The sequence below is a fragment of the Micromonospora sp. NPDC049089 genome (genome assembly GCF_040648775.1).
GTDB lineage: Bacteria > Actinomycetota > Actinomycetes > Mycobacteriales > Micromonosporaceae > Micromonospora.
Window position 1 is genome coordinate 14,897 of the sequence record NZ_JBEZEH010000056.1, and the last position, 17,242, is coordinate 32,138.

Sequence of the window (17,242 nt, forward strand, 5' to 3'; positions counted from 1 at the left end):
CTGCGGCCGGACTTCAAAGGACTTCACGTGGGAAACCGAATGGGCCAAATGGGCCTGCTCGTCGGCGCGACGTGTCTCGTGGTGGTCACCACCATCGCCGCCATCACCGCCCCGCTGGTCGCGACCGGGTTGGTGGCGCTGGTGCTGCTGCTCGCGTTCAGTCGGCGGGTGGACGGCTGGCGGTGGATGCTGGCCCTGACCATCGGCCTTCTGGTGTGCGCCTCGTCGAATGTGCCGGCGGTGGTCGAGGCCAGCTTCTATCCCCGGTACGCGGCGGTCGCGGGCCTGGTCCTCTGGGGGCTCTGCCTACCCGGCCGCACGCCGGCGCGCACCGATGTCTGGACCCGCGTGTTCGTCGCCGCGCTCTGGACGATGGGCGGCCTAGCCACGGTGAGCTTCGCCTGGTCGGTGGTCCCGATGGAGACCCTCCAGCGGGGCGTCGCGCTGCTGCTGCTGGCCGCCCTGGTGCACGTGCTCGTCCGGCGTCGGTGGCCCGATGCTGCGGTCATGATGGCCGATCTGCGCGTGGTCTACCTGGTCCTCACCGCGTCCATCGTGGTCAGTCTCGGCATCGGGTTCGCCGACGGCACGCTCGTCGCGGCGACCTCCAGCGTCACGCGGTTCCAGGGCCTCTACAACAACCCGAACATGCTCGGCATCGTCTGCGCCCTGACGATCCCGTTGGGCTGGGCGGTCTACCGGCAGTCCCGGCGGCAGGTCGTGTTGCTCGGCATGGTGCCGTCCGCCGCCAGCCTGCTGCTGTCCCAGTCGCGTACCGCGCTGATCGCCGTGCTCGTCGGCGCGCTCTGGCTGGTGCTGCGCTACGGGCTCGGCCGGATGGTGCGGCTGGCCGCGGGGGTGACCGCCCTGCTGCTGGTGGCACACCTGCTCAACATGCTGCCCACCGTCTTCGCCGCACCCTGGATGCGCCAGTTCGTCCTGCGCTTCACCGACCCCACCGGCGGCGACCTGTCCAACGGGCGGACCCAGATGTGGCAGACGACCGTCGACCTGTGGTGGCAGAACCGCCCCACGCTGGGCTTCGGGTACGCGTCGCGCAACCACCTGTTCGAACTGGCCGGCGCCGACGAGTTCTTCGGCACCGCCGGCGTCAGCGTGGTGCACAACAGCTACCTGCAGCTGCTGTTGGAGCTGGGGCTCGCCGCCGTGATACCGCTGCTGCTACTGCTCCTGGCCGCGGGGCGGGTCGTCCTGCGGGCACCGGTACGCCGGGCCGGCGCGGGTCTGGTCTGGCTCGTCGTCACCGGTCTACTGATCCAGGTCACCGAGTCGGCCATGTTCGGCACGGGCCAGACCTACCCGTACGTGTTCTGGACCGTGGTCGCCGCCGCACTGCTGCACCTGCCGAAGTGGCCGGACCCCGCCGACCGGGAGGCCACGGCCCGCGCCAACCCGCCCCACGCGGAGGCACGCCATCAGCGGGACGGCGTGTTCGACGAGGGCGTGCCACGCCGACCCACAGCCCTGCTGCGCTAGCGCCCGCGCACTGCGCGAACCCCGGCCGGTGGGTGTCGGGCTCAGTTGCCCCGGCCCGCCGTCACGAAGGCGCTCACCCGGTCCCGCCAGGCCCGGTGGTCGAACGACTCGCGGGCCCGCGACCGGGCCGCCCCGCTCATCGCCGTCCACTCCTCGTCGCGCAGCCGCAGCGCCCGCTCGACCGCCGACCGGACATCGTCCGGCCCGTTGCCGTCGAGCACCAACCCCTCGACCCCGTCGTGAACGTAGGCGGCGAGGTCACTGGTGTGGTTGAGCAGTACCGGGCACCCAGCGGCGAGACTCTCCGGCACCTTGGACGGAAAGCCGTTGGCCGCGTACCCCCCGGTGGGACGGACCAGCATCGAGAAGTGCGACTCCGACAGCAGGGACAGCACGGTCTCACGCGGAACGCGCCCGAGGAACCGCACGTCCGCCGAGACGGCGTCCAGCACCCCGACGTCCAGATCCGAATGGGTGGCGGCGTCCTGCGCGCTGACACCGGCAATGGTGAGGCTGACCCGCCGCTGGTGCTCCGGAGCGAGCCGGCTGAGCCCCCGCAGGATCACGTCGAGCATGTCCTTGCGCCCGGGGGTGCCGGCGTAGAGCAGGCGCAGACCGTCACTGATCGGGGGTGGTTGGGGCGCCCGGAACTCGTCGCAGTCCACCTGCGGCGGCACCACGAGCACGTCCAGGCCATGGCCGGTCAGGTAGTCGGCCAGCGTGGTGGAGACCGCCGTGGCCCGGCCGACGAGCCGGGTGGCCAGGAACGTCGACCAGCGATGCCGGACGAAGTACGGGGTGAGCCAGCCGCGGCGGAACTGCCGTCGGTCGTGGCGTTCGCTGGCGTCCACCACGACCGGGCACCGCAGCACGAGGCGCAGGGTCGCCCAGTTACCGAGGGTCAGCAGGGCCATCGGCAACAACACGACACTCACGTCACCGCGACCCACGCCGACCCGGCGCACGGCCCGCAGCACGCGCAGCGGTCGGGCCAGCCGGGCCGACGCGCGGGTGAGGTGGTGCCGACCGTGGATCCGCATCGTGACCAGGTCGATGCCGGCCACGCTTGGCTGCCCGGCCGGGAAGACCACCTCGCAGGGCCAGTCGTTGACCACCAGCGTGTGCGCGCCGTCGGGCGCGGCGGAACGGGCGAGTTGCAACAGGCGGTTGGAGGTGGCGTCCCCGTGCGGAAAGGCGTAGGCGCCCACCAGCAGCGGACGGGGCCGGTTGGCCCGCCCGGTCGAACCCGCCTCCCGGCGCGGTTGCCGGTCGATCACGGTTGTCTGATCGTTCATTTCTCTCCCCGTGTCGAGAGGGCCGGCGGCCGGGGTGGCACCGGGTGGTGCGGGCGGCCCGACGCCCACCGTCGGTAGATCGTCAAGTGGGTGGCGGCCGCCGTGTCGATGGCGAAGACGCTGCCCCCGAACCGCTCCGACGCCGCCGAGGCCGAGGTCTGCCCGGTGTACGACGCCGCCGCGCACACCGCGCTCGCCCACCGCCCCGGCGGGGCGTCGGTGTCGACGATGGTCACGCCGGGCAGGTGCTCGTCGATGAAGCGCACCCCTGGCAGGTCGGCGGCCACTGTGCCGATGCCCAACGCGATGGGCTCCAGCACGCCCCCGGGCAGCCCTTCCAGGCAGGACGGGTGGATGACGACGTCGGCCTGGCTCAGCAGCCCGCCCACGTCGTCGCGCGGGCCCAGCAGGTGCACCCGGTCGGCGAGACCGGCGGCGACCGCCGCCACCCGGACGCGCTCGTCGTCGGCGTCGTCGCCCGGCCCGATGAGGACGGCGTGGGCCTCCACGCCCCGGGCCCGCAGCTCGGCGAGGATCGGCGGCAGGAGCCAGCGCCGCTTCTCCGGCGAAGCCCTGCCGACGCTGACGCAGACCAGTTCGGCCGGGCCTGCGCCGATCAACTCGCGTAGGTCGTCGCGGCTGGGGTGGCGCAGCCGGTCCAGGTCGAGTCCGTTGAGGACCACCTGGCACCGGGGGTCGTCGCGCCAGAGCGGATCGTAGGCGAAGGTGAGCGAGCTGGGCGAGACGCCGAGGATGTCGGTGGCGGAGATCCGCAACAGCCGTTTACAGACCCAGCGGTAGACGCGTCGGCGCAGGTTGCGGTGCTGGTTGTCGTCGCCCCGGAAGTGGGCGACGCGGACGGGCACACCGCACAGGGCGGCGAGCGCGAGCAACACCCCGGAGAAATTGGCGCAGTCGACGTGCACCACGTCCGGTCGCAGTCGACGCAGCAGGCCCAGGAAGCGGGTGGCGAAGCGGAGGTCCAGCGGGATCGGGGTGACAGTGCCGCCGTGCCGGCTGATCACACCAGCCAGCGGGCCGGGACCGATCCGGTCGCTGAGCGTCACCAGGTGCACCTCGACGCCGGCCGCGGAGAGACGAGGTAGCAGTTCGGCGGTCCGCATCTCGGTGCCGCCGAAATTCAGCTCGCCGACGACCCGCAGCACCCGGCACTGTCCGGTCACGTCGGCGCTCCCCCGCTCAGTGCCCGGCGGTATCCCACCAGCGCGGCCGGCCCCATGGTGAGCACGTACGCGACGCAGGCCGCCGCCGGCAGGCCGGCGAGCCCGAACTCCCGCAGCGCCCAGATCTTGAGCGCGGTGGCCAGTAGCAGGAACGTGGCCCAGCCGACGAACTGCGGCCGGAGCAGCCCGATGCTGTTCTGTACCAGGATCAGCGGGGAGGTGACCGCGATCAGCAGGGACCAGATCGCCAGTCCGATCAGCACGGTGACCGGAATCTCGGTGCGATCGATGCCGCCCACCCACAGGTCGATCAGCCGGTGGCCGTAGCCGACCAGCACCACCCCGACCGCCCCCACGATCACCCCGTAGAGCAGCACCATCCGCCGCGTGTTGCGACGCACCCAGGCCACCTCGCCCCGCGCCAGAGCGGCGCCGTTCACCGGCCAGACCGTCATACCGACCAGACCGACGAAGATCGAGAGGACGCCGAACAGCTTCCCCACCACCGCGTAGTGCGCGGCCGCGGTGGGCCCGAGGACGTTCGCGACAAGCGGGCTGTCGACGTTCAGCGCGATCGCCGACATCGTGGTGAGCGCGAAGAACCGCAGACCCAACCGGAGCAGACCGACAGCGGTGGCCCGGTGCACGAGCTTCGGGCCCGGTCGCGGTCCGCGATCCTGCAACCAGAAGTACGTCACGCAGTTCAGCAGGTTGGTCACCGGCACGGCCAGCACCGCGCAGGCGATGACCGCCAGTGGTCGCCACCCGGCGGCGATGGCGGCGAGCACGGCAGCCATGGCCGCCAGAGCCCCGGCCGACTGCCAGATGTTGCTCTGCACCACCTGGCCCCGGGCATACTGGATCCGCTGGATCAGCGAGAGCGGAATGTTGACCACGAAGGCGCCGAAGCAGAGCAGGATCAGGGCGGACGCCTCTGCGGCGACACCCGGGTCGCTGACGTTGAACAGTGCGGCCCAGGGCACCACGGGTACGACGAGCACGAGACCCGCCAGCAGCGCGACCGCGACCACGCCGAGGGTGGCGACGGCGCTGGAGATCTCCCGGGCCTGCTGCCGGGGGTCGTCGGCCAGGTGACTGAGCCGGGTGAGCAGCCCGTTTCCCAGCCCCAGATCGGCGAACCACGCCATCCCGGTGAGGGCGGTGACCGCCATCCACAGGCCGTACCGTTGGTCGCCGAGGAACCGGAAACACGCCGGGGTGATGACCAGGGGGGCGGCCAGGCCGATACCCTTCGCCACCATCGCGGCGGCGATGCCCACCGTGACCGTGCGGTCCCGGTCCTTCGACGCCGCCGAAGTCGGCGCGGCGGGCGCGACGGTGGTGGCGGCGGCCGGCCCCGCCGCCACCGGAGCCAGCGGCTCCGGTGCGGCCCGACTCGCTGCCCGAGTCACCGAGGTGCGGCGACTACGGCACGCTCGGCGTCCAGCCGACCGGCCATCCACTCGACTGTCGCGCGCAGGCCCTCCGCACGGGCGACGGGCGCGACGTCCGGGAACAGGTGCCGCAGCGTGGCGTTGTCGGCCAGGGAGTGCGCGACGTCGCCGGTACGCGGCGGCGCGTACTCGCGGGCGATCGGTCTGCCGCACAACCACTCGAGCTCGTCGAGGACCCGCAGCAGGCTGGCCCGGGCGCCGAAGGCCAGGTTCACCGGATGCGGGTGATGTACCCGGCGGCGGAGTGCGTCGAGGATGACGTCGCAGACCGTGCCGACGTAGGTGAAGTCGCGCGACTGTGTCCCATCGCCGTGCACCACCACGGGTTCGTCGCGCAGGGCGGCGTGCACGAAGCGGGGGATGACAGCCGCGTACGCGTGGTCGTGTCGCTGCCCCGGGCCGAACACGTTGAAGAAGCGGAAGGCCATCGTCGGCAGCCCGAACGACGCCTGGTGGGCCAGGGCGTACGCCTCGGTGGCGAGCTTGCTGGCCGCGTACGGGCTCATCGGGCGGGTCCAGGTCAGCTCGGCCTTGGGCAGGGCCGGATTCATGCCGTACACCGACGAGGAGGACGCGACGAGGACGTGCGCGACCCCCTGTCGTCGCGCCGCCTCCAACACCATGAGGGTGCCTGTCGCGTTCGCGTGGTGGGACGCCAACGGGTCGCTCAGCGAGCGCGGGACGCTGGGCAGCGCGGCCAGATGGACCACCGCCTCGCGGCCCGCCATCGCCTCGTCGAGGGCGGCCGGGTCCAGGATTGAGCCCTCGATCAGCTCGACGTCCAGACCGTCGAGGTTGGCCCGCAGCCCGACCGAGAAGTCGTCGAGGACGGTGACCCCACCGATTGTGGGCTCGACCATCGCCGCGCGGGCCAGATTGGACCCGATGAAACCGGCTCCGCCGGTGATCAGAATGCGCATGAAACCCCCCGTGAACGCCAGAACACCTGTTCATCGAGTGAACCCGGCCCGCGTGACGGCGACAGCAGGAATTTCACCCTGTCCGGGTGCTGACCGACAACGACCAGCTTCGCCCCGACGGCGCACAGTGAGGTGTCGTCGTCACTGCAATCGAGGTGGAGGTTCCGACCATGCCCGAGCTGATCGTCTACCGGTCCAACGCCCTGATGTCCGTGAGGTCGCGCTTCGACAGCACTCGGGACCTCGTCATGCCGGCCAACCTCGCGTACGCCGAGGCGATGGTCGGTATGTGGCACTCCGGTCTCCCCCAGGTCACCCTGGTCCCCTCCACCGCTACCGACGCCCAGGTGTGGCCAGTCATGTCCGCCGTCGGGACGAAGATCCACGACACCTCCGACGACAACTGCCCGATCAATACCGGCTGGTCGTACGTCGGCGGCAACCACGGCTACAACGTCGGCAACCAGATCGTCGTCGCCAACCACGGCAAGACGACCGTCGACGTGGGCTCGCAGTGGACCGACGGGACGCGCACCTTCACCCTGCTGGCCATCACCAACGCGGACAGCCTGCTGTTCGGCAACCCGTACACGATCGTCGACGGCATCGCGCAGGGCGCCCGGGTCAAGCCGGGCGCGCCGCTCACCCACCTCTCGGGGGCGACACACACTGCGACAGTGCCGATCACGGGTCTGACGCCCGACGTGCAGATCCGCCCGGCCACCCACTCCCACACGGTGACTGTCGAACTCGACGGGCGACCGGTGCCGGACGGCCGGTTCACGGGGCAGGAGCTGACGATCCGCGAGTCGTACCTGATCCCGTCCTACCGGGGGATGATCGACACCGCACGGGCGAACATCGGCACACCCATCAGCACGATCATGTCGCGGATCCAGTCCCTGTGCCGCATCTCGAACGTCTACCGCTGGTCGCAGGGCGGCCTGCTGGTCGGGCAGACGGTGGCCGCGCTGGAGCGGTTCACACTGAACGCCGGGGTGACCCAGTGCGGTCCGTTGACCCCGGTCGCCGGCGGCACCCGCCGGCAGTTCATGCCGAACGTGGACGCGGCCGGCGGCCTGAACTGGTCGGTGTGGGCCAACATCGATTCGCTCGCGGCCCTCACCGACTTCACCCCGGCGACCCTGACGAACCGGCTGATGCCGGCGAGCAGCATGACCCAGTGGGTGCTCAACAGCGGCCAGATCCAGCAGTGGGGCATCGCCGTGGGGCTGCTGCCGGTCGCCGACGGCGTGCCCGAGATCCGGGCCCGGCACACCACGGCCAAGGGCTGGTTCATCACCTCCAGCCTGAAGAAGAACTACCCGCAGTTGGTGTGGGGCCGCACCCTGGAGGCCGGCGAATCAGTGACCGGAACCGCCTACCGGCGCTACCTGGCACCGCCCTCGGCGGCCACCCAGATCGTGGTGTCGGACTCCACAGGCGACTTCGTGATGATCGAGCGGGTCGAAGCGGTGGCCCAGGCCCAGATGGCGGCGCCGCAGCTGTTCCACCGGCTGCTGGTCCCGGCCGGCCCGACGAACCTCACCGTGCCGGACCGGGTCGCCGTCGGCGGGATCTCGTACAGCATGGCGGTCCCCACCGGGTACGGGATGTGGCGCGCGGAACCCGACCCGGCGCGGGTGGGGCCGCTGCCCGGCGCGACGTGCCCGCGTGGCAGTTGGTTCCTGGCCCTCGCCGGCCCGACCCAGCAGGTCACCTACACCGGCACCTACCAGGTGCTGCTGCTGCATCCGGTGTACCTGGCGGAGCCGACCCCGGTCGACCGGGTGTGCGTCGAGGTGACCGCCGCGGGCTCCGGGGTGCTGAGGCACGGCGTGTACGCCCACGATCCGGCCACCGGCCGGCCCGCCGGTCTCGGCCCGATCGCCGACTTCGGCAGCGTCGAAATCACGTCCACCGGGGTCCAGGAGTCGGTGTTGAGTGGCTCCGTGGTGCTGCCCGCCGGCTGGCACTGGTACGGGCACGTGTGGCAGACGAGCGGCCTCACCCCGCCCACGTTGCGGGCCAGCAGCGCCGGCGCCGGCACCACCCTCAACCTCGGCACCAGTTCGGCCGCGATGACCGGGGACCGGTTCGGTTACGAGGTGACCGGCACGACCGGCGCGTTGGGGGCGATCACCATCGCCGGTGTCCACCAGCTGCCGCCACCACGGGTCGCATACCGGAGGGCCTGACCCGGCGCACGGGTCAGACTGTGGTCACGCCGTAGATCTTTTTCATCGCCGCGTGCTTCTCCGGGACGGGAAGGTGCCCGATGCCCAGCGACCTGGCCTGCAACCGTTCGAGGTACTCGTCCGTCGTCCGCAGCGGTCGGGCCGGGACACCGGCCGCCACCGTGTTGTCCGGGATGTCGCGTGTGACGATCGAGCCCGCCCCGATGACACACCGGTTTCCGATGGTGACCCCGGCCAGGATCATCGACCGCATCCCGATGTAAACGTCGTCGCCGATCGTGATCGGGGCGGTCCAGTCCAGGTCGGGATGGTCCTTGCGCAGGATCAGGGTGCCGCCGTCGTGCGTGACGAACTGCACCTCGGAGGTGATGTAGACGTTGTTTCCGATGGTGATCAGCCACGGCTCCGAGCCGAACATCGCCCGGCTGATGCCGTAGAACCTGACCCGACCGGTCAGGTTCACCCCCAGGGACCGCGCGAACGCCTCGGGGTCACGGGTGGCGGCCAGGTGGTCCTGGACTCGTCGGACCATCGTACGAACGCGCTTGGGCACGTGCTGTCCTCGCTCATCGGAGCCTACCGGGGTGGCGGACGACGGACCCGGCAACGCGGGCCCAGCCATTGCAACGACGCAGCTCCAGCCCGAGTGACGCGGTCGCGCCCAGCCGGATCAGGCGCAGAACTGCCGGGCGTGGTCCAGCACGTTGAGTTCCCGGACCTGTTGTCGCCAGAGTCGGTAGCGCCGGCCGGCGATCTCCTTCGCCTCGGCGCGCTCCCGGGCTGACCGGTTGGCCAGCCGGTCGAGGGTCTCACTCAGCGCGGCAGCGGTCGCGGGTCGGACCACCGCTCCCCCGCCGGTGGCGATCAGGTCGCTGAATGGCGTCGCGTCGGAGCAGACCACCGGGCAACCGGACGCGAGACTTTCCAGGATGACGTGTCCGTAGTTCTCGCCAAGCGTCGGGAAGAGAAAGGCGTCGTATCGGCCGAACGTCGCCATCACCTCGTCCGCCTTGAGTTCCCCGAGGTAGCGGACCCGGACGTGGTCGGGCATCGCGTCGATGAGGCGTCGGCAACCCGCCCAGTACTGCTCGTCCTCCCGCGGACCGTAGATGTCGAACTCCAGCGGGCGGGTCGCGCCGGCGACCGCCTCCAACGCCCTGGTGAGGTTCTTCATCGGGGAGATCCGGCCGACGAACACCAACCGCAACGGCCCGTCGTGAGCGACGGCCGGGGGTGCCGGCTGTTCCGGGATCGGGCACTCGTTGCCGTTCACCATGATCTGCGCCCACGGCAGGACGGCGCGGATCTGGTTCTTCTCCAGCCCACTGCACGCCTGCCAGCGCACGTCGAGCCGACGCAGCAGCGGGGCCCAGACCGCCAGGAAGAGCCGCTTCTTGCGCGCCTTGATGGCGAGCGCGCCGGGCGAGAGCTCGCCGCGCGGGGCCAGCATGATCGCGCGGACGCGCACCAGTCGCAGCGCCACTGCCAGAATCGGCAGCACCGAGAAGAGGGACCAGAGGCTGTTGACGTAGATCAGGTCGACCGGGCGGGACCGGATGTGCCGAGCCAGTCGGACCCAGTGCCGCAGCGCGAACGGGCCGAGGTAGAAAACGGTGCAGCGCTCGTCGCGCCGCACCAGCCGCCCGGACAGGCCCGGGTAGGGTTTGGGCGAGCAGAGGTCCCGGTCTCCGGTGATCAGGGTGACGTCGAGGTCATCCGGCAGGGTGTCCAGGATGAACCGCAGGGAGCGGATCGGGCCGCCGCCACGAAAGCCCGGCTCGAAAACGCGAGCGGTGGCGAGCACCCGGTAAGCCGCCGTGGTCGCGGATCGCGTTGCCCCCCTGGCTGTCCCGGCGCTGCCGGGCAGACGCGTCCTTGCCAGCTCGTTCACCTTCGGTTCACCTTCCAGACTGCTGACCCGGCGTCGGCACCGGCACTCACCCGTCACCATCGGCACCGGTAACCGGTTCAGATGACGGAGAGCGGCCAGCGTTCTCCGTAGCCGAGGGAGCCGCGGTTGACGACCGACGTAGTGATCGTAGGCGCGGGTGGGATGGGCCGTGAGGTATATGGGGTCATTCGGCTGCTGAACACCATTTCGGACAATGCGCCACCCTGGCGGGTTCTGGGCTTCGTCGACGACTACCCCACCGAGCTCCACGTCGAGTCGGTCCACCGCCTCGGCGTTGCCTTCCTCGGCCCGACCCGATGGCTGGCAGCCCAACCGGTAAGCACCCATGTGGCGCTCGGCGTCGGGCATCCGAGGTTGCGCCGCGAGACCGACCAGGCCATCGCCGAGTACGGCCTACCGGCGGCCACGGTGCTGCACCCGGCCGCCGAGATCGGCCCCGACTGCGTCTACCAGCAGGGACTGTTCGCCGCCGGCGGCGCCCGGGTGACGACGAACGTGCTGTTGGGGCGCCACGTGCACCTCAACCAGAACTGCACGGTGGGGCACGACACCGTGCTCGGGGACTATGTCTCGGTCAATCCGCTCGCTGCGGTTTCCGGGTACTGCCGGCTGGGGGACGGCGTCCTGGTGGGCACCACGGCCGCGATCCTGCCGAAGCTGACCGTTGGCCGGGACGCCACTGTGGGCGCGGGTGCCTGCGTGACGCGCGATGTCGCCCCGGAAGTCGTGGTCACGGGTGTTCCGGCCCGGCCCATGGACCGGTCACCGGCGAATGCCCGCCCAGTCGTGATGGCGGCGCACGGTCGACAGGATGAAGTCGACCACCCGGCGTGACGTGTCGGGAACCTGGTAGTCGAGCGGGCAGGCGACCGAGCCGTCGGCCACCTGCGCGACCACCACCCGGATGGCCTCGACGACCCCGTCGGGTTCCAGGCCGGTCATCACGATCGCCCCGCTGTCCAGCGCCTCGGGACGCTCGATGGATTCGCGCAGGGTCACCGCCGGGAATCCGAGAATCGCGGCCTCCTCGCTGACGGTGCCGCTGTCGGAGAGGGTGCACCGGGCATGCCGTTGCAGCGTCACGTAGTCGAAGAAGCCGAACGGCTCGTGGAAGGCCACGCCGTCGAGGTGCAGGCCGTCGCCCGCGAGCGCCTCCAACCGCTTGCGGGTACGCGGATGCGTGGAGACCAGCAGCGGTAGCCGCCACTCGTCGCGGACCGCCCGCAGGCACTCCAGCAGCCGACGGAGCCGGTCCGGGTGGTCGACGTTCTCCTGCCGGTGCGCGCTGACAACGAAGTAGCCGCCCGGTTCGAGTTCAAGCTGGGCCAGCACGGTGGATCCGTCGATCTGCCGCCGGTAGTGGTCGAGCACCTCGCGCATCGGTGAGCCGGTGTGCAGGATGCGGCGCGGGTGCAGCCCTTCGGCGAGCAGGTTGCGCCGGGCGTGCTCCGAATAGACCAGGTTGAAGTCGGCGATGTGGTCCACCATGCAGCGGTTCGTCTCCTCCGGCACGTTCAGGTCGAAGCAGCGGTTGCCGGCCTCCATGTGGTAGACCGGCACGTTCATCCGACGGGCCATCAGTGCCGAGATCGCGCTGTTCGTGTCACCGAGCACCAGCAGCGCGTCCGGGCGCAACTCGGTGATCGCCCTCTCCGTACCGACCAGGACGGCGCCGAGGAGGCTGCCGAGCGACCGGGTGTCGGCCCGCAGGAAGAGATCCGGAGCGCGGACCCCCAACTCGCTGAAGAAGACATCGGAGAGCGAGGGGTCCCAGTTCTGCCCCGTGTGCACCAACGTGTGCTCCACGGTCCGATCCAGTGAGTCGATCACCCGGGCCAACCGGATGATCTCCGGCCGGGTTCCGACGACGGTCATCACGTGGGTCACTTGACGCCTCCTGGTGGCAGATGTGCGGATTCGGCCCGCTGGGCGGGAAGTGGGTGGGGCTCCCGGTACGCGGGATCGCGAATCACCCGCCACGCCTGGTCGAGGACGCTGATCGGAGCCCTGCTCGCCCGCCAACGGCGGTACGCGGCTCCCGCCTCGACCCGCGCCGCGTGCCGCTGCTTGGGGGTGCTGGTCGCCACCTGAGTGACAAGGGCGCCCAGTGCCGCCGCGGTCAGCTCGGTGAGGACCAGCCCGCCGCCGTCGCGCAGCACCGCCGTCCACGGTGTCCGGTCAGAGCAGAGCACCGGGCAGCACGCGGAGAGGCTCTCTGCGATGGCGTTACCGTAGTTCTCCCCCTGGGTCGGCATGACGAAGGCGTCGTAGCGGGAGAAGGTCGCCCGGACCTGCTCGGGCAGCAGTTCACCCCGGTAGCTGACGGCGACCCAGTCGGGCAGCTCGGCCAGGTGCTCCCGGCAGCGTCGCCAGTACGCCTGGTCCTCCACCGGGCCGTAGATGTCCAGCCGCACCGGCACCGGCACGAAGGCGAGCGCGGCCAGCACCAGGTCGAGGTTCTTCATGGGCGAGATCCGCCCGATGAAGACCAGCCGCGCGTGGTGGGTCGCGGGTATCTCGACCGGCGTCTCCTGCGGCTCGGGACCCCGGCTGACCGCGACGACGCCGATCCGCGCCCGCGGCAGCACCCGCCGGATGTCGTTTGCCTCGACAGGTGTGGTGGCGTGCCACAGCACCCGACGGTCGAGCAGCATCCAGCGCCAGGCGGTCAGGAAGATCCGCTTACGGAATCGGTGCACCCGAAGGGCGGCCTCGCCGAACTCACCCCGGGGCGCGACCAGGATTCGGCCCACCCGCAGCAGACCGAGTCGGGCCGCGGCCATGGGCAGGATGGAGAACGTCGACCAGACGCTGTTGACGTACAGCAGATCGAAACGGCCGGCGCGCAGCGAGCGCCAGAGCAACCGCCACTGCCCCGGCCGACGTACGCCGAGATAGAAGACGTTGGTCCGGCCGACCCGGGCCCAGCGGCCGGAGAGGCCTGGATAGGGGGCGCGGCATCCGAGATCACGATCGCGGGTCAGCATGGATGTCTCAATATCGTCACTGGCCAGGGCGAGCACTTCGGAAATGGACCGGACAGGCCCTCCGGCACGCCAGCCAGGAGCGAAATAGCCGGCCGTGACAAGGACGTGGAATTTGTTCTTGTCGACAGTCGCCAGTGTTTCTCGGGTGTCCGCCGCGGGGGTGGGTTCGCCGGCCATCCTCGCTCCTCGATTGCGCCACGGGATCGATTGACTCAACGAGTGGATGCCCGATCCGTGACTGAGTCACCTTCTCAAATGGACGGCGCAGAATAAATTCCGCCAGATTCATGAAACCTCAGAAGCGGTGTGCCCGAGAGCGATATAAGGAACCGCGGGGGAAAATTGGCCCAGCGGAGAGGGACTTCATGTCACGAACGGCACTCATATCCGGCATCACCGGTCAGGACGGCAGTTACCTGTCAGAGTTCCTGCTCGACAAGGGATACACGGTGCACGGCATCAAACGGCGGTCGTCCTCTTTCAACACCGAGCGGATCGACCACGTCGACGTCCATCCGCGCAGCGGCGACGCCCGCCTCTTCCTCCACTACAGCGACCTGTCCGACCCGGCCTCACTGACCGCGCTGATTCGGGACATCCGCCCCCACGAGATCTACAACCTGGGCGCGCAGAGCCACGTCCGGGTGTCCTTCGACATCCCCGGCTACACGGCGGACGTCACCGGGCTCGGGGCGCTGCGCATGATGGAGGCGGCCCGGTCCGCCGACGTCGGCTGCCGGTTCTACCAGGCGTCCTCGTCGGAGATGTTCGGCTCGACCCCACCCCCGCAACGCGAGGAGACCCCGTTCCACCCGCGCAGCCCGTACGCGTGCGCCAAGGTGTACGCCTTCTGGTCGGCGGTGAACTACCGCGAGTCCTGGAACATGTTCTGCGCCAACGGCATCCTGTTCAACCACGAGAGCCCGCGCCGGGGTGAGAACTTCGTGACCCGCAAGATCACCCGTGCGGTGGCCAGGATCGAGGCCGGCATCCAGGACAAGCTATACCTGGGCAACCTCGACGCCGTTCGGGACTGGGGCTACGCGCCGGAGTACGTCGAGGCGATGTGGCTCGCTCTCCAGCAGGACACCCCGGACGACTACGTGATCGCCACCGGCGAGGGTCACACCGTGCGCGAGTTCGTCGAAGCCGCGTTCGACCGGGTCGGGTTGGAGTGGCAGCAGTACGTGGAGCTGGACCCGGCCTACTTCCGCCCGGCGGAGGTCGACGCTCTCATCGGCGACTACTCGAAAGCCCGACGCACCCTGGGGTGGGCGCCGAAGACGCTCTTCAGCGACCTGGTCCGGGTCATGGTCGACGCTGACCGGCAGCTCCTCGAGGACGAGCGGATGGGTCGACTGATCCGGGTGGACCGGTGAGGGTCGCGGTCGACGCCGCAGCCATCCGTCCCGGTCACGCCGCGGGGCTCGAAGCCTTCACCTACGGCCTGTTGACCGGCATGGCCACCGACGACTCCTGCGAGCTGCGGGTGAACGTCCTGCGGGGCACGCTGCCCCAGTGGCGGCAGCAGGTGCCCGACGCGCGGATCGGCTGGACCGAGGTGGCGCAGCCGCTCCGCTCCGACAACCCCACCGGCCAACTGCTGCGCCGGTGGACGCCGAGGGTGATGCGCAACTCCCGCACGGTTCGCACGGCCGTCAACGCGGTCCGGCAACGGTCCGTCGTACGGCACGCCGACACCGACGTCACCCTGTCCCCGGTCCACTCTGCACCGATCGGATCGGCCAGATCGGTCGTCGTCCTGCACGACCTGCGCCACCTGGGGGCCGAGTTCCACGCCCCCGGCTTCGCGGCGGTGATCCGGGAGAACGTGGCCCGCGCGGCGGCGATCGTGGTCACCTGGCCCCATCCGTACCGGGAGACCCTGCGCCTCTTCCCGGAGGCCGCGGAGCGGACCGTGCTCATCCCGACCCCGGCGTTCCAACCCGCACCGGAGCGCGCGCACGCGCGGCCCGAACCGGGGCTGCTGGTCTACCCGTCGTCCACCGCGGAACACAAGAACCACGCGACCCTGCTGGAGGCGATGGCGCTGCTGCCGGACTGCCGCCTCATCTGCCCGGGGCCGCTGGTCGAGCCCGAGGCGAGCCGGCTGCTGGCCCGCGCCGCGCAACCCGACCTGCGCGGCCGGGTCTCCTTCCCCGGCTTCGTCAGCCTGGACGAGCTGAACGCCATCTACGCCCGAGCCGACGCGGTGGTCGTACCCTCACTCTGGGAGGCCGCCAGCGGCGCGATGCTGGAAGCGTTCACCTGGGGTCTCCCGGTCGCCTGCGCCGACGTCGAGCCGTTGCGCGACCAACTGGAGTTCAACCGCGCCGAGGCCGCGGTCTTCGAGGCGCGGGATCCGCGATCCCTGGCCGACGCGGTGCGGCACCTGCTCGACGACCGGGAGCGCTACGCCGCCGCCTCCCGACGGGCGAACGGCCGGCTGGCCGGTCGCACCTGGGCGGCCACCGGCCGCGACTACCTGGACGTCCTGGGCTGGGCGGCGCGGGGTGGATCGGGCCCGGTGCCACGGTCTCCCTTCGTCACGGCCGCCGCGAACGACACCGCGGCCGGCGGAGGGGACGGAACATGAGCATCGCGGACGACACCTATCCGGTGGCCCGACCGAGCCTCTCCACCTTGGAGGAGCGGTACGTGGTCGACGCGCTGCGGAGCGGGTGGATCTCCTCACAGGGCCCGTACCTGCGCAACTTCGAGGAACGTTTCGCCCGACGGTGCGCCGCCGACACCGCCCTGACAACCAGCAACGGCACCGTCGCGCTGCACCTGGTCCTCGCGGCGGCCGGCATCGGGCCGGGGGACGAGGTGATCGTCCCCGCGTTGACCTACGTGGCGACGGCCAACGCTGTCGCGTACTGCGGCGCGCGTGCCGTCTGCGTGGACGTCCTGCCGGAGAGTTGGTGTGTCGACCCGGCAGCGGTACGCGCCGCGATCGGGCCGCGTACCCGGGCGGTCATCGCGGTCGACCTGTACGGGCACCCGGCCGACTACACAGCCCTGCGCCATCTCTGCGACCGGCACGGCCTGCTCCTGGTCGCCGACGCGGCGGAGTCGTTCGGCGCCACCGTCGACGGGCGCCCCACCGGCTCGCTCGCCGACGTCACCACCTTCTCGTTCTTCGGCAACAAGGTGCTCACCTCCGGCGAGGGCGGCTGCGTGACCACCTCCGACGCGGCCCTGGCCGAGCGGATGCGTCTGCTGCGTAACCAGGGCATGGACCCGCAACGGCGGTACTACTTCCCGGTGCTGGGCTACAACTACCGGATGACGAACCTGTGCGCCGCGGTGCTCTGCGCCCAACTGGAGCGGGCCGACGAGATCATCGCCCACCGGGACCGGGTGATCGCCGGTTACGAGGAGCAGTTGGCCGACGAGCCGGCGCTGTCGGCGCAGCCGGTGGCCGCCGGAGTTCGCCGCGCGCCGTGGATGGCGGCCTTCCTCGTCGGGGCCGAGGGGGACGCGACGTCCCGGGACGCCCTGGCGCGGGCACTCGCCCGGCTCGGCGTGGAGACCAGACCGTTCTTCGTGCCGATCCCGGACCTACCGGCGCATCGTGATCCCGACGCGGACTGTCCGGTGACCGAGGACCTGAGTCGACGTGGCATCAACCTGCCCACGTACGTCGATCTGACCGAACCGGCGGTCAAGGCCGTGGTGGAGCGGGTCCGCGCCGCCCTGGCGACCATCGCCTGACCCGCCGCCGGACCCCTGCCGACGGCGTCGGGGCGGGTCCGGAGGGCAGACTGGGTGGTCCGCTGGGGGCCCCACCCC

The 17,242-nt window shown here is 70.7% G+C and carries 14 protein-coding genes; 6 read left to right on the forward strand and 8 right to left on the reverse strand.

Annotation, left to right across the window (positions count from 1 at the left end):
* The first annotated feature begins 39 nt into the window (after positions 1–39).
* Entirely contained in the window at positions 40–1,497 is a 1,458-nt protein-coding gene (locus AB0B48_RS12520; RefSeq protein ID WP_357199870.1) for an O-antigen ligase family protein, read from the forward strand.
* 41 nt (positions 1,498–1,538) lie between these two features.
* On the opposite strand, the gene AB0B48_RS12525 is transcribed toward AB0B48_RS12520, so the two are convergent.
* From AB0B48_RS12525 to AB0B48_RS12540, 4 genes are read right to left on the reverse strand one after another with little or no spacing between them, the layout of a single operon-like run.
* Positions 1,539–2,792, reverse strand: a complete 1,254-nt coding sequence (locus tag AB0B48_RS12525) for a glycosyltransferase (protein WP_357199873.1) — start codon at positions 2,790–2,792, stop codon at positions 1,539–1,541.
* The gene (locus tag AB0B48_RS12530; protein ID WP_357199877.1) at positions 2,789–3,976 is read right to left on the reverse strand and encodes a glycosyltransferase family 4 protein; all 1,188 of its coding nucleotides are present in this window, start codon (positions 3,974–3,976) and stop codon (positions 2,789–2,791) included. The genes AB0B48_RS12525 and AB0B48_RS12530 overlap by 4 nt, the downstream gene beginning before the upstream one ends.
* Positions 3,973–5,388 carry an oligosaccharide flippase family protein gene (locus tag AB0B48_RS12535; protein ID WP_357199880.1) on the reverse strand — a complete coding sequence of 472 codons (1,416 nt, stop codon included), beginning with the start codon at positions 5,386–5,388 and terminating at the stop codon, positions 3,973–3,975. Before AB0B48_RS12535 ends, AB0B48_RS12530 begins: the two co-directional genes overlap by 4 nt.
* Entirely contained in the window at positions 5,385–6,350 is a 966-nt protein-coding gene (locus AB0B48_RS12540) for an NAD-dependent epimerase/dehydratase family protein (RefSeq protein WP_357199883.1), read from the reverse strand. Before AB0B48_RS12540 ends, AB0B48_RS12535 begins: the two co-directional genes overlap by 4 nt.
* A 170-nt stretch (positions 6,351–6,520) precedes the next feature.
* Here AB0B48_RS12540 and AB0B48_RS12545 point away from each other — a divergent pair, with 170 nt between their 5' ends.
* Complete coding sequence (locus tag AB0B48_RS12545; RefSeq protein ID WP_357199886.1) at positions 6,521–8,548, forward strand: hypothetical protein; 2,028 nt, start codon at positions 6,521–6,523, stop codon at positions 8,546–8,548.
* Positions 8,549–8,561: 13 nt separating this feature from the next.
* Here the strand turns inward: AB0B48_RS12545 and AB0B48_RS12550 are convergent, their stop codons facing one another.
* Complete coding sequence (locus tag AB0B48_RS12550; protein ID WP_355007144.1) at positions 8,562–9,101, reverse strand: acyltransferase; 540 nt, start codon at positions 9,099–9,101, stop codon at positions 8,562–8,564.
* A gap of 117 nt (positions 9,102–9,218) precedes the next feature.
* Positions 9,219–10,352: a glycosyltransferase family 4 protein gene (locus AB0B48_RS12555; protein WP_357199889.1), complete on the reverse strand. Its 1,134-nt coding sequence runs from the start codon at positions 10,350–10,352 to the stop codon at positions 9,219–9,221.
* A gap of 213 nt (positions 10,353–10,565) precedes the next feature.
* Here AB0B48_RS12555 and AB0B48_RS12560 point away from each other — a divergent pair, with 213 nt between their 5' ends.
* A complete protein-coding gene (locus tag AB0B48_RS12560) occupies positions 10,566–11,294 on the forward strand; it encodes a NeuD/PglB/VioB family sugar acetyltransferase (RefSeq protein WP_357199892.1) in 729 nt (242 codons plus the stop codon).
* Here the strand turns inward: AB0B48_RS12560 and wecB are convergent.
* Both wecB and AB0B48_RS12570 read right to left on the reverse strand, forming a co-directional pair.
* Positions 11,223–12,347, reverse strand: a complete 1,125-nt coding sequence (gene wecB, locus AB0B48_RS12565) for a UDP-N-acetylglucosamine 2-epimerase (non-hydrolyzing) (protein WP_357199895.1) — start codon at positions 12,345–12,347, stop codon at positions 11,223–11,225. The two genes, AB0B48_RS12560 and wecB, sit on opposite strands and share 72 nt — an antisense overlap.
* Positions 12,344–13,447 carry a glycosyltransferase family 4 protein gene (locus AB0B48_RS12570; protein WP_357199898.1) on the reverse strand — a complete coding sequence of 368 codons (1,104 nt, stop codon included), beginning with the start codon at positions 13,445–13,447 and terminating at the stop codon, positions 12,344–12,346. The genes wecB and AB0B48_RS12570 overlap by 4 nt, the downstream gene beginning before the upstream one ends.
* Positions 13,448–13,812: 365 nt before the next feature.
* On the opposite strand from AB0B48_RS12570, the gene gmd reads away from it, so the two are divergent.
* From gmd to AB0B48_RS12585, 3 genes are read left to right on the forward strand one after another with little or no spacing between them, the layout of a single operon-like run.
* Positions 13,813–14,826, forward strand: coding sequence for a GDP-mannose 4,6-dehydratase (gene gmd / locus AB0B48_RS12575; RefSeq protein WP_355007140.1), 1,014 nt, complete (start codon positions 13,813–13,815; stop codon positions 14,824–14,826).
* Positions 14,823–16,043, forward strand: coding sequence for a glycosyltransferase (locus tag AB0B48_RS12580; RefSeq protein ID WP_357199902.1), 1,221 nt, complete (start codon positions 14,823–14,825; stop codon positions 16,041–16,043). The genes gmd and AB0B48_RS12580 overlap by 4 nt, the downstream gene beginning before the upstream one ends.
* The gene (locus tag AB0B48_RS12585; protein ID WP_357199905.1) at positions 16,040–17,164 is read left to right on the forward strand and encodes a DegT/DnrJ/EryC1/StrS family aminotransferase; all 1,125 of its coding nucleotides are present in this window, start codon (positions 16,040–16,042) and stop codon (positions 17,162–17,164) included. The genes AB0B48_RS12580 and AB0B48_RS12585 overlap by 4 nt, the downstream gene beginning before the upstream one ends.
* Positions 17,165–17,242: the final 78 nt, after the last annotated feature.

Bases quoted from the DNA above. Each gene is read 5' to 3' on its own strand.
- AB0B48_RS12520 (WP_357199870.1), top strand. From the start codon at position 40: ATGGGCCAAATGGGCCTGCTCGTCGGCGCGACGTGTCTCGTGGTGGTC.
- AB0B48_RS12540 (WP_357199883.1), bottom strand. From the start codon at position 6,350: ATGCGCATTCTGATCACCGGCGGAGCCGGTTTCATCGGGTCCAATCTG.
- AB0B48_RS12545 (WP_357199886.1), top strand. From the start codon at position 6,521: ATGCCCGAGCTGATCGTCTACCGGTCCAACGCCCTGATGTCCGTGAGG.
- gmd (WP_355007140.1), top strand. From the start codon at position 13,813: ATGTCACGAACGGCACTCATATCCGGCATCACCGGTCAGGACGGCAGT.
- AB0B48_RS12525 (WP_357199873.1), bottom strand. From the start codon at position 2,792: ATGAACGATCAGACAACCGTGATCGACCGGCAACCGCGCCGGGAGGCG.
- AB0B48_RS12570 (WP_357199898.1), bottom strand. From the start codon at position 13,447: ATGCTGACCCGCGATCGTGATCTCGGATGCCGCGCCCCCTATCCAGGC.
- AB0B48_RS12585 (WP_357199905.1), top strand. From the start codon at position 16,040: ATGAGCATCGCGGACGACACCTATCCGGTGGCCCGACCGAGCCTCTCC.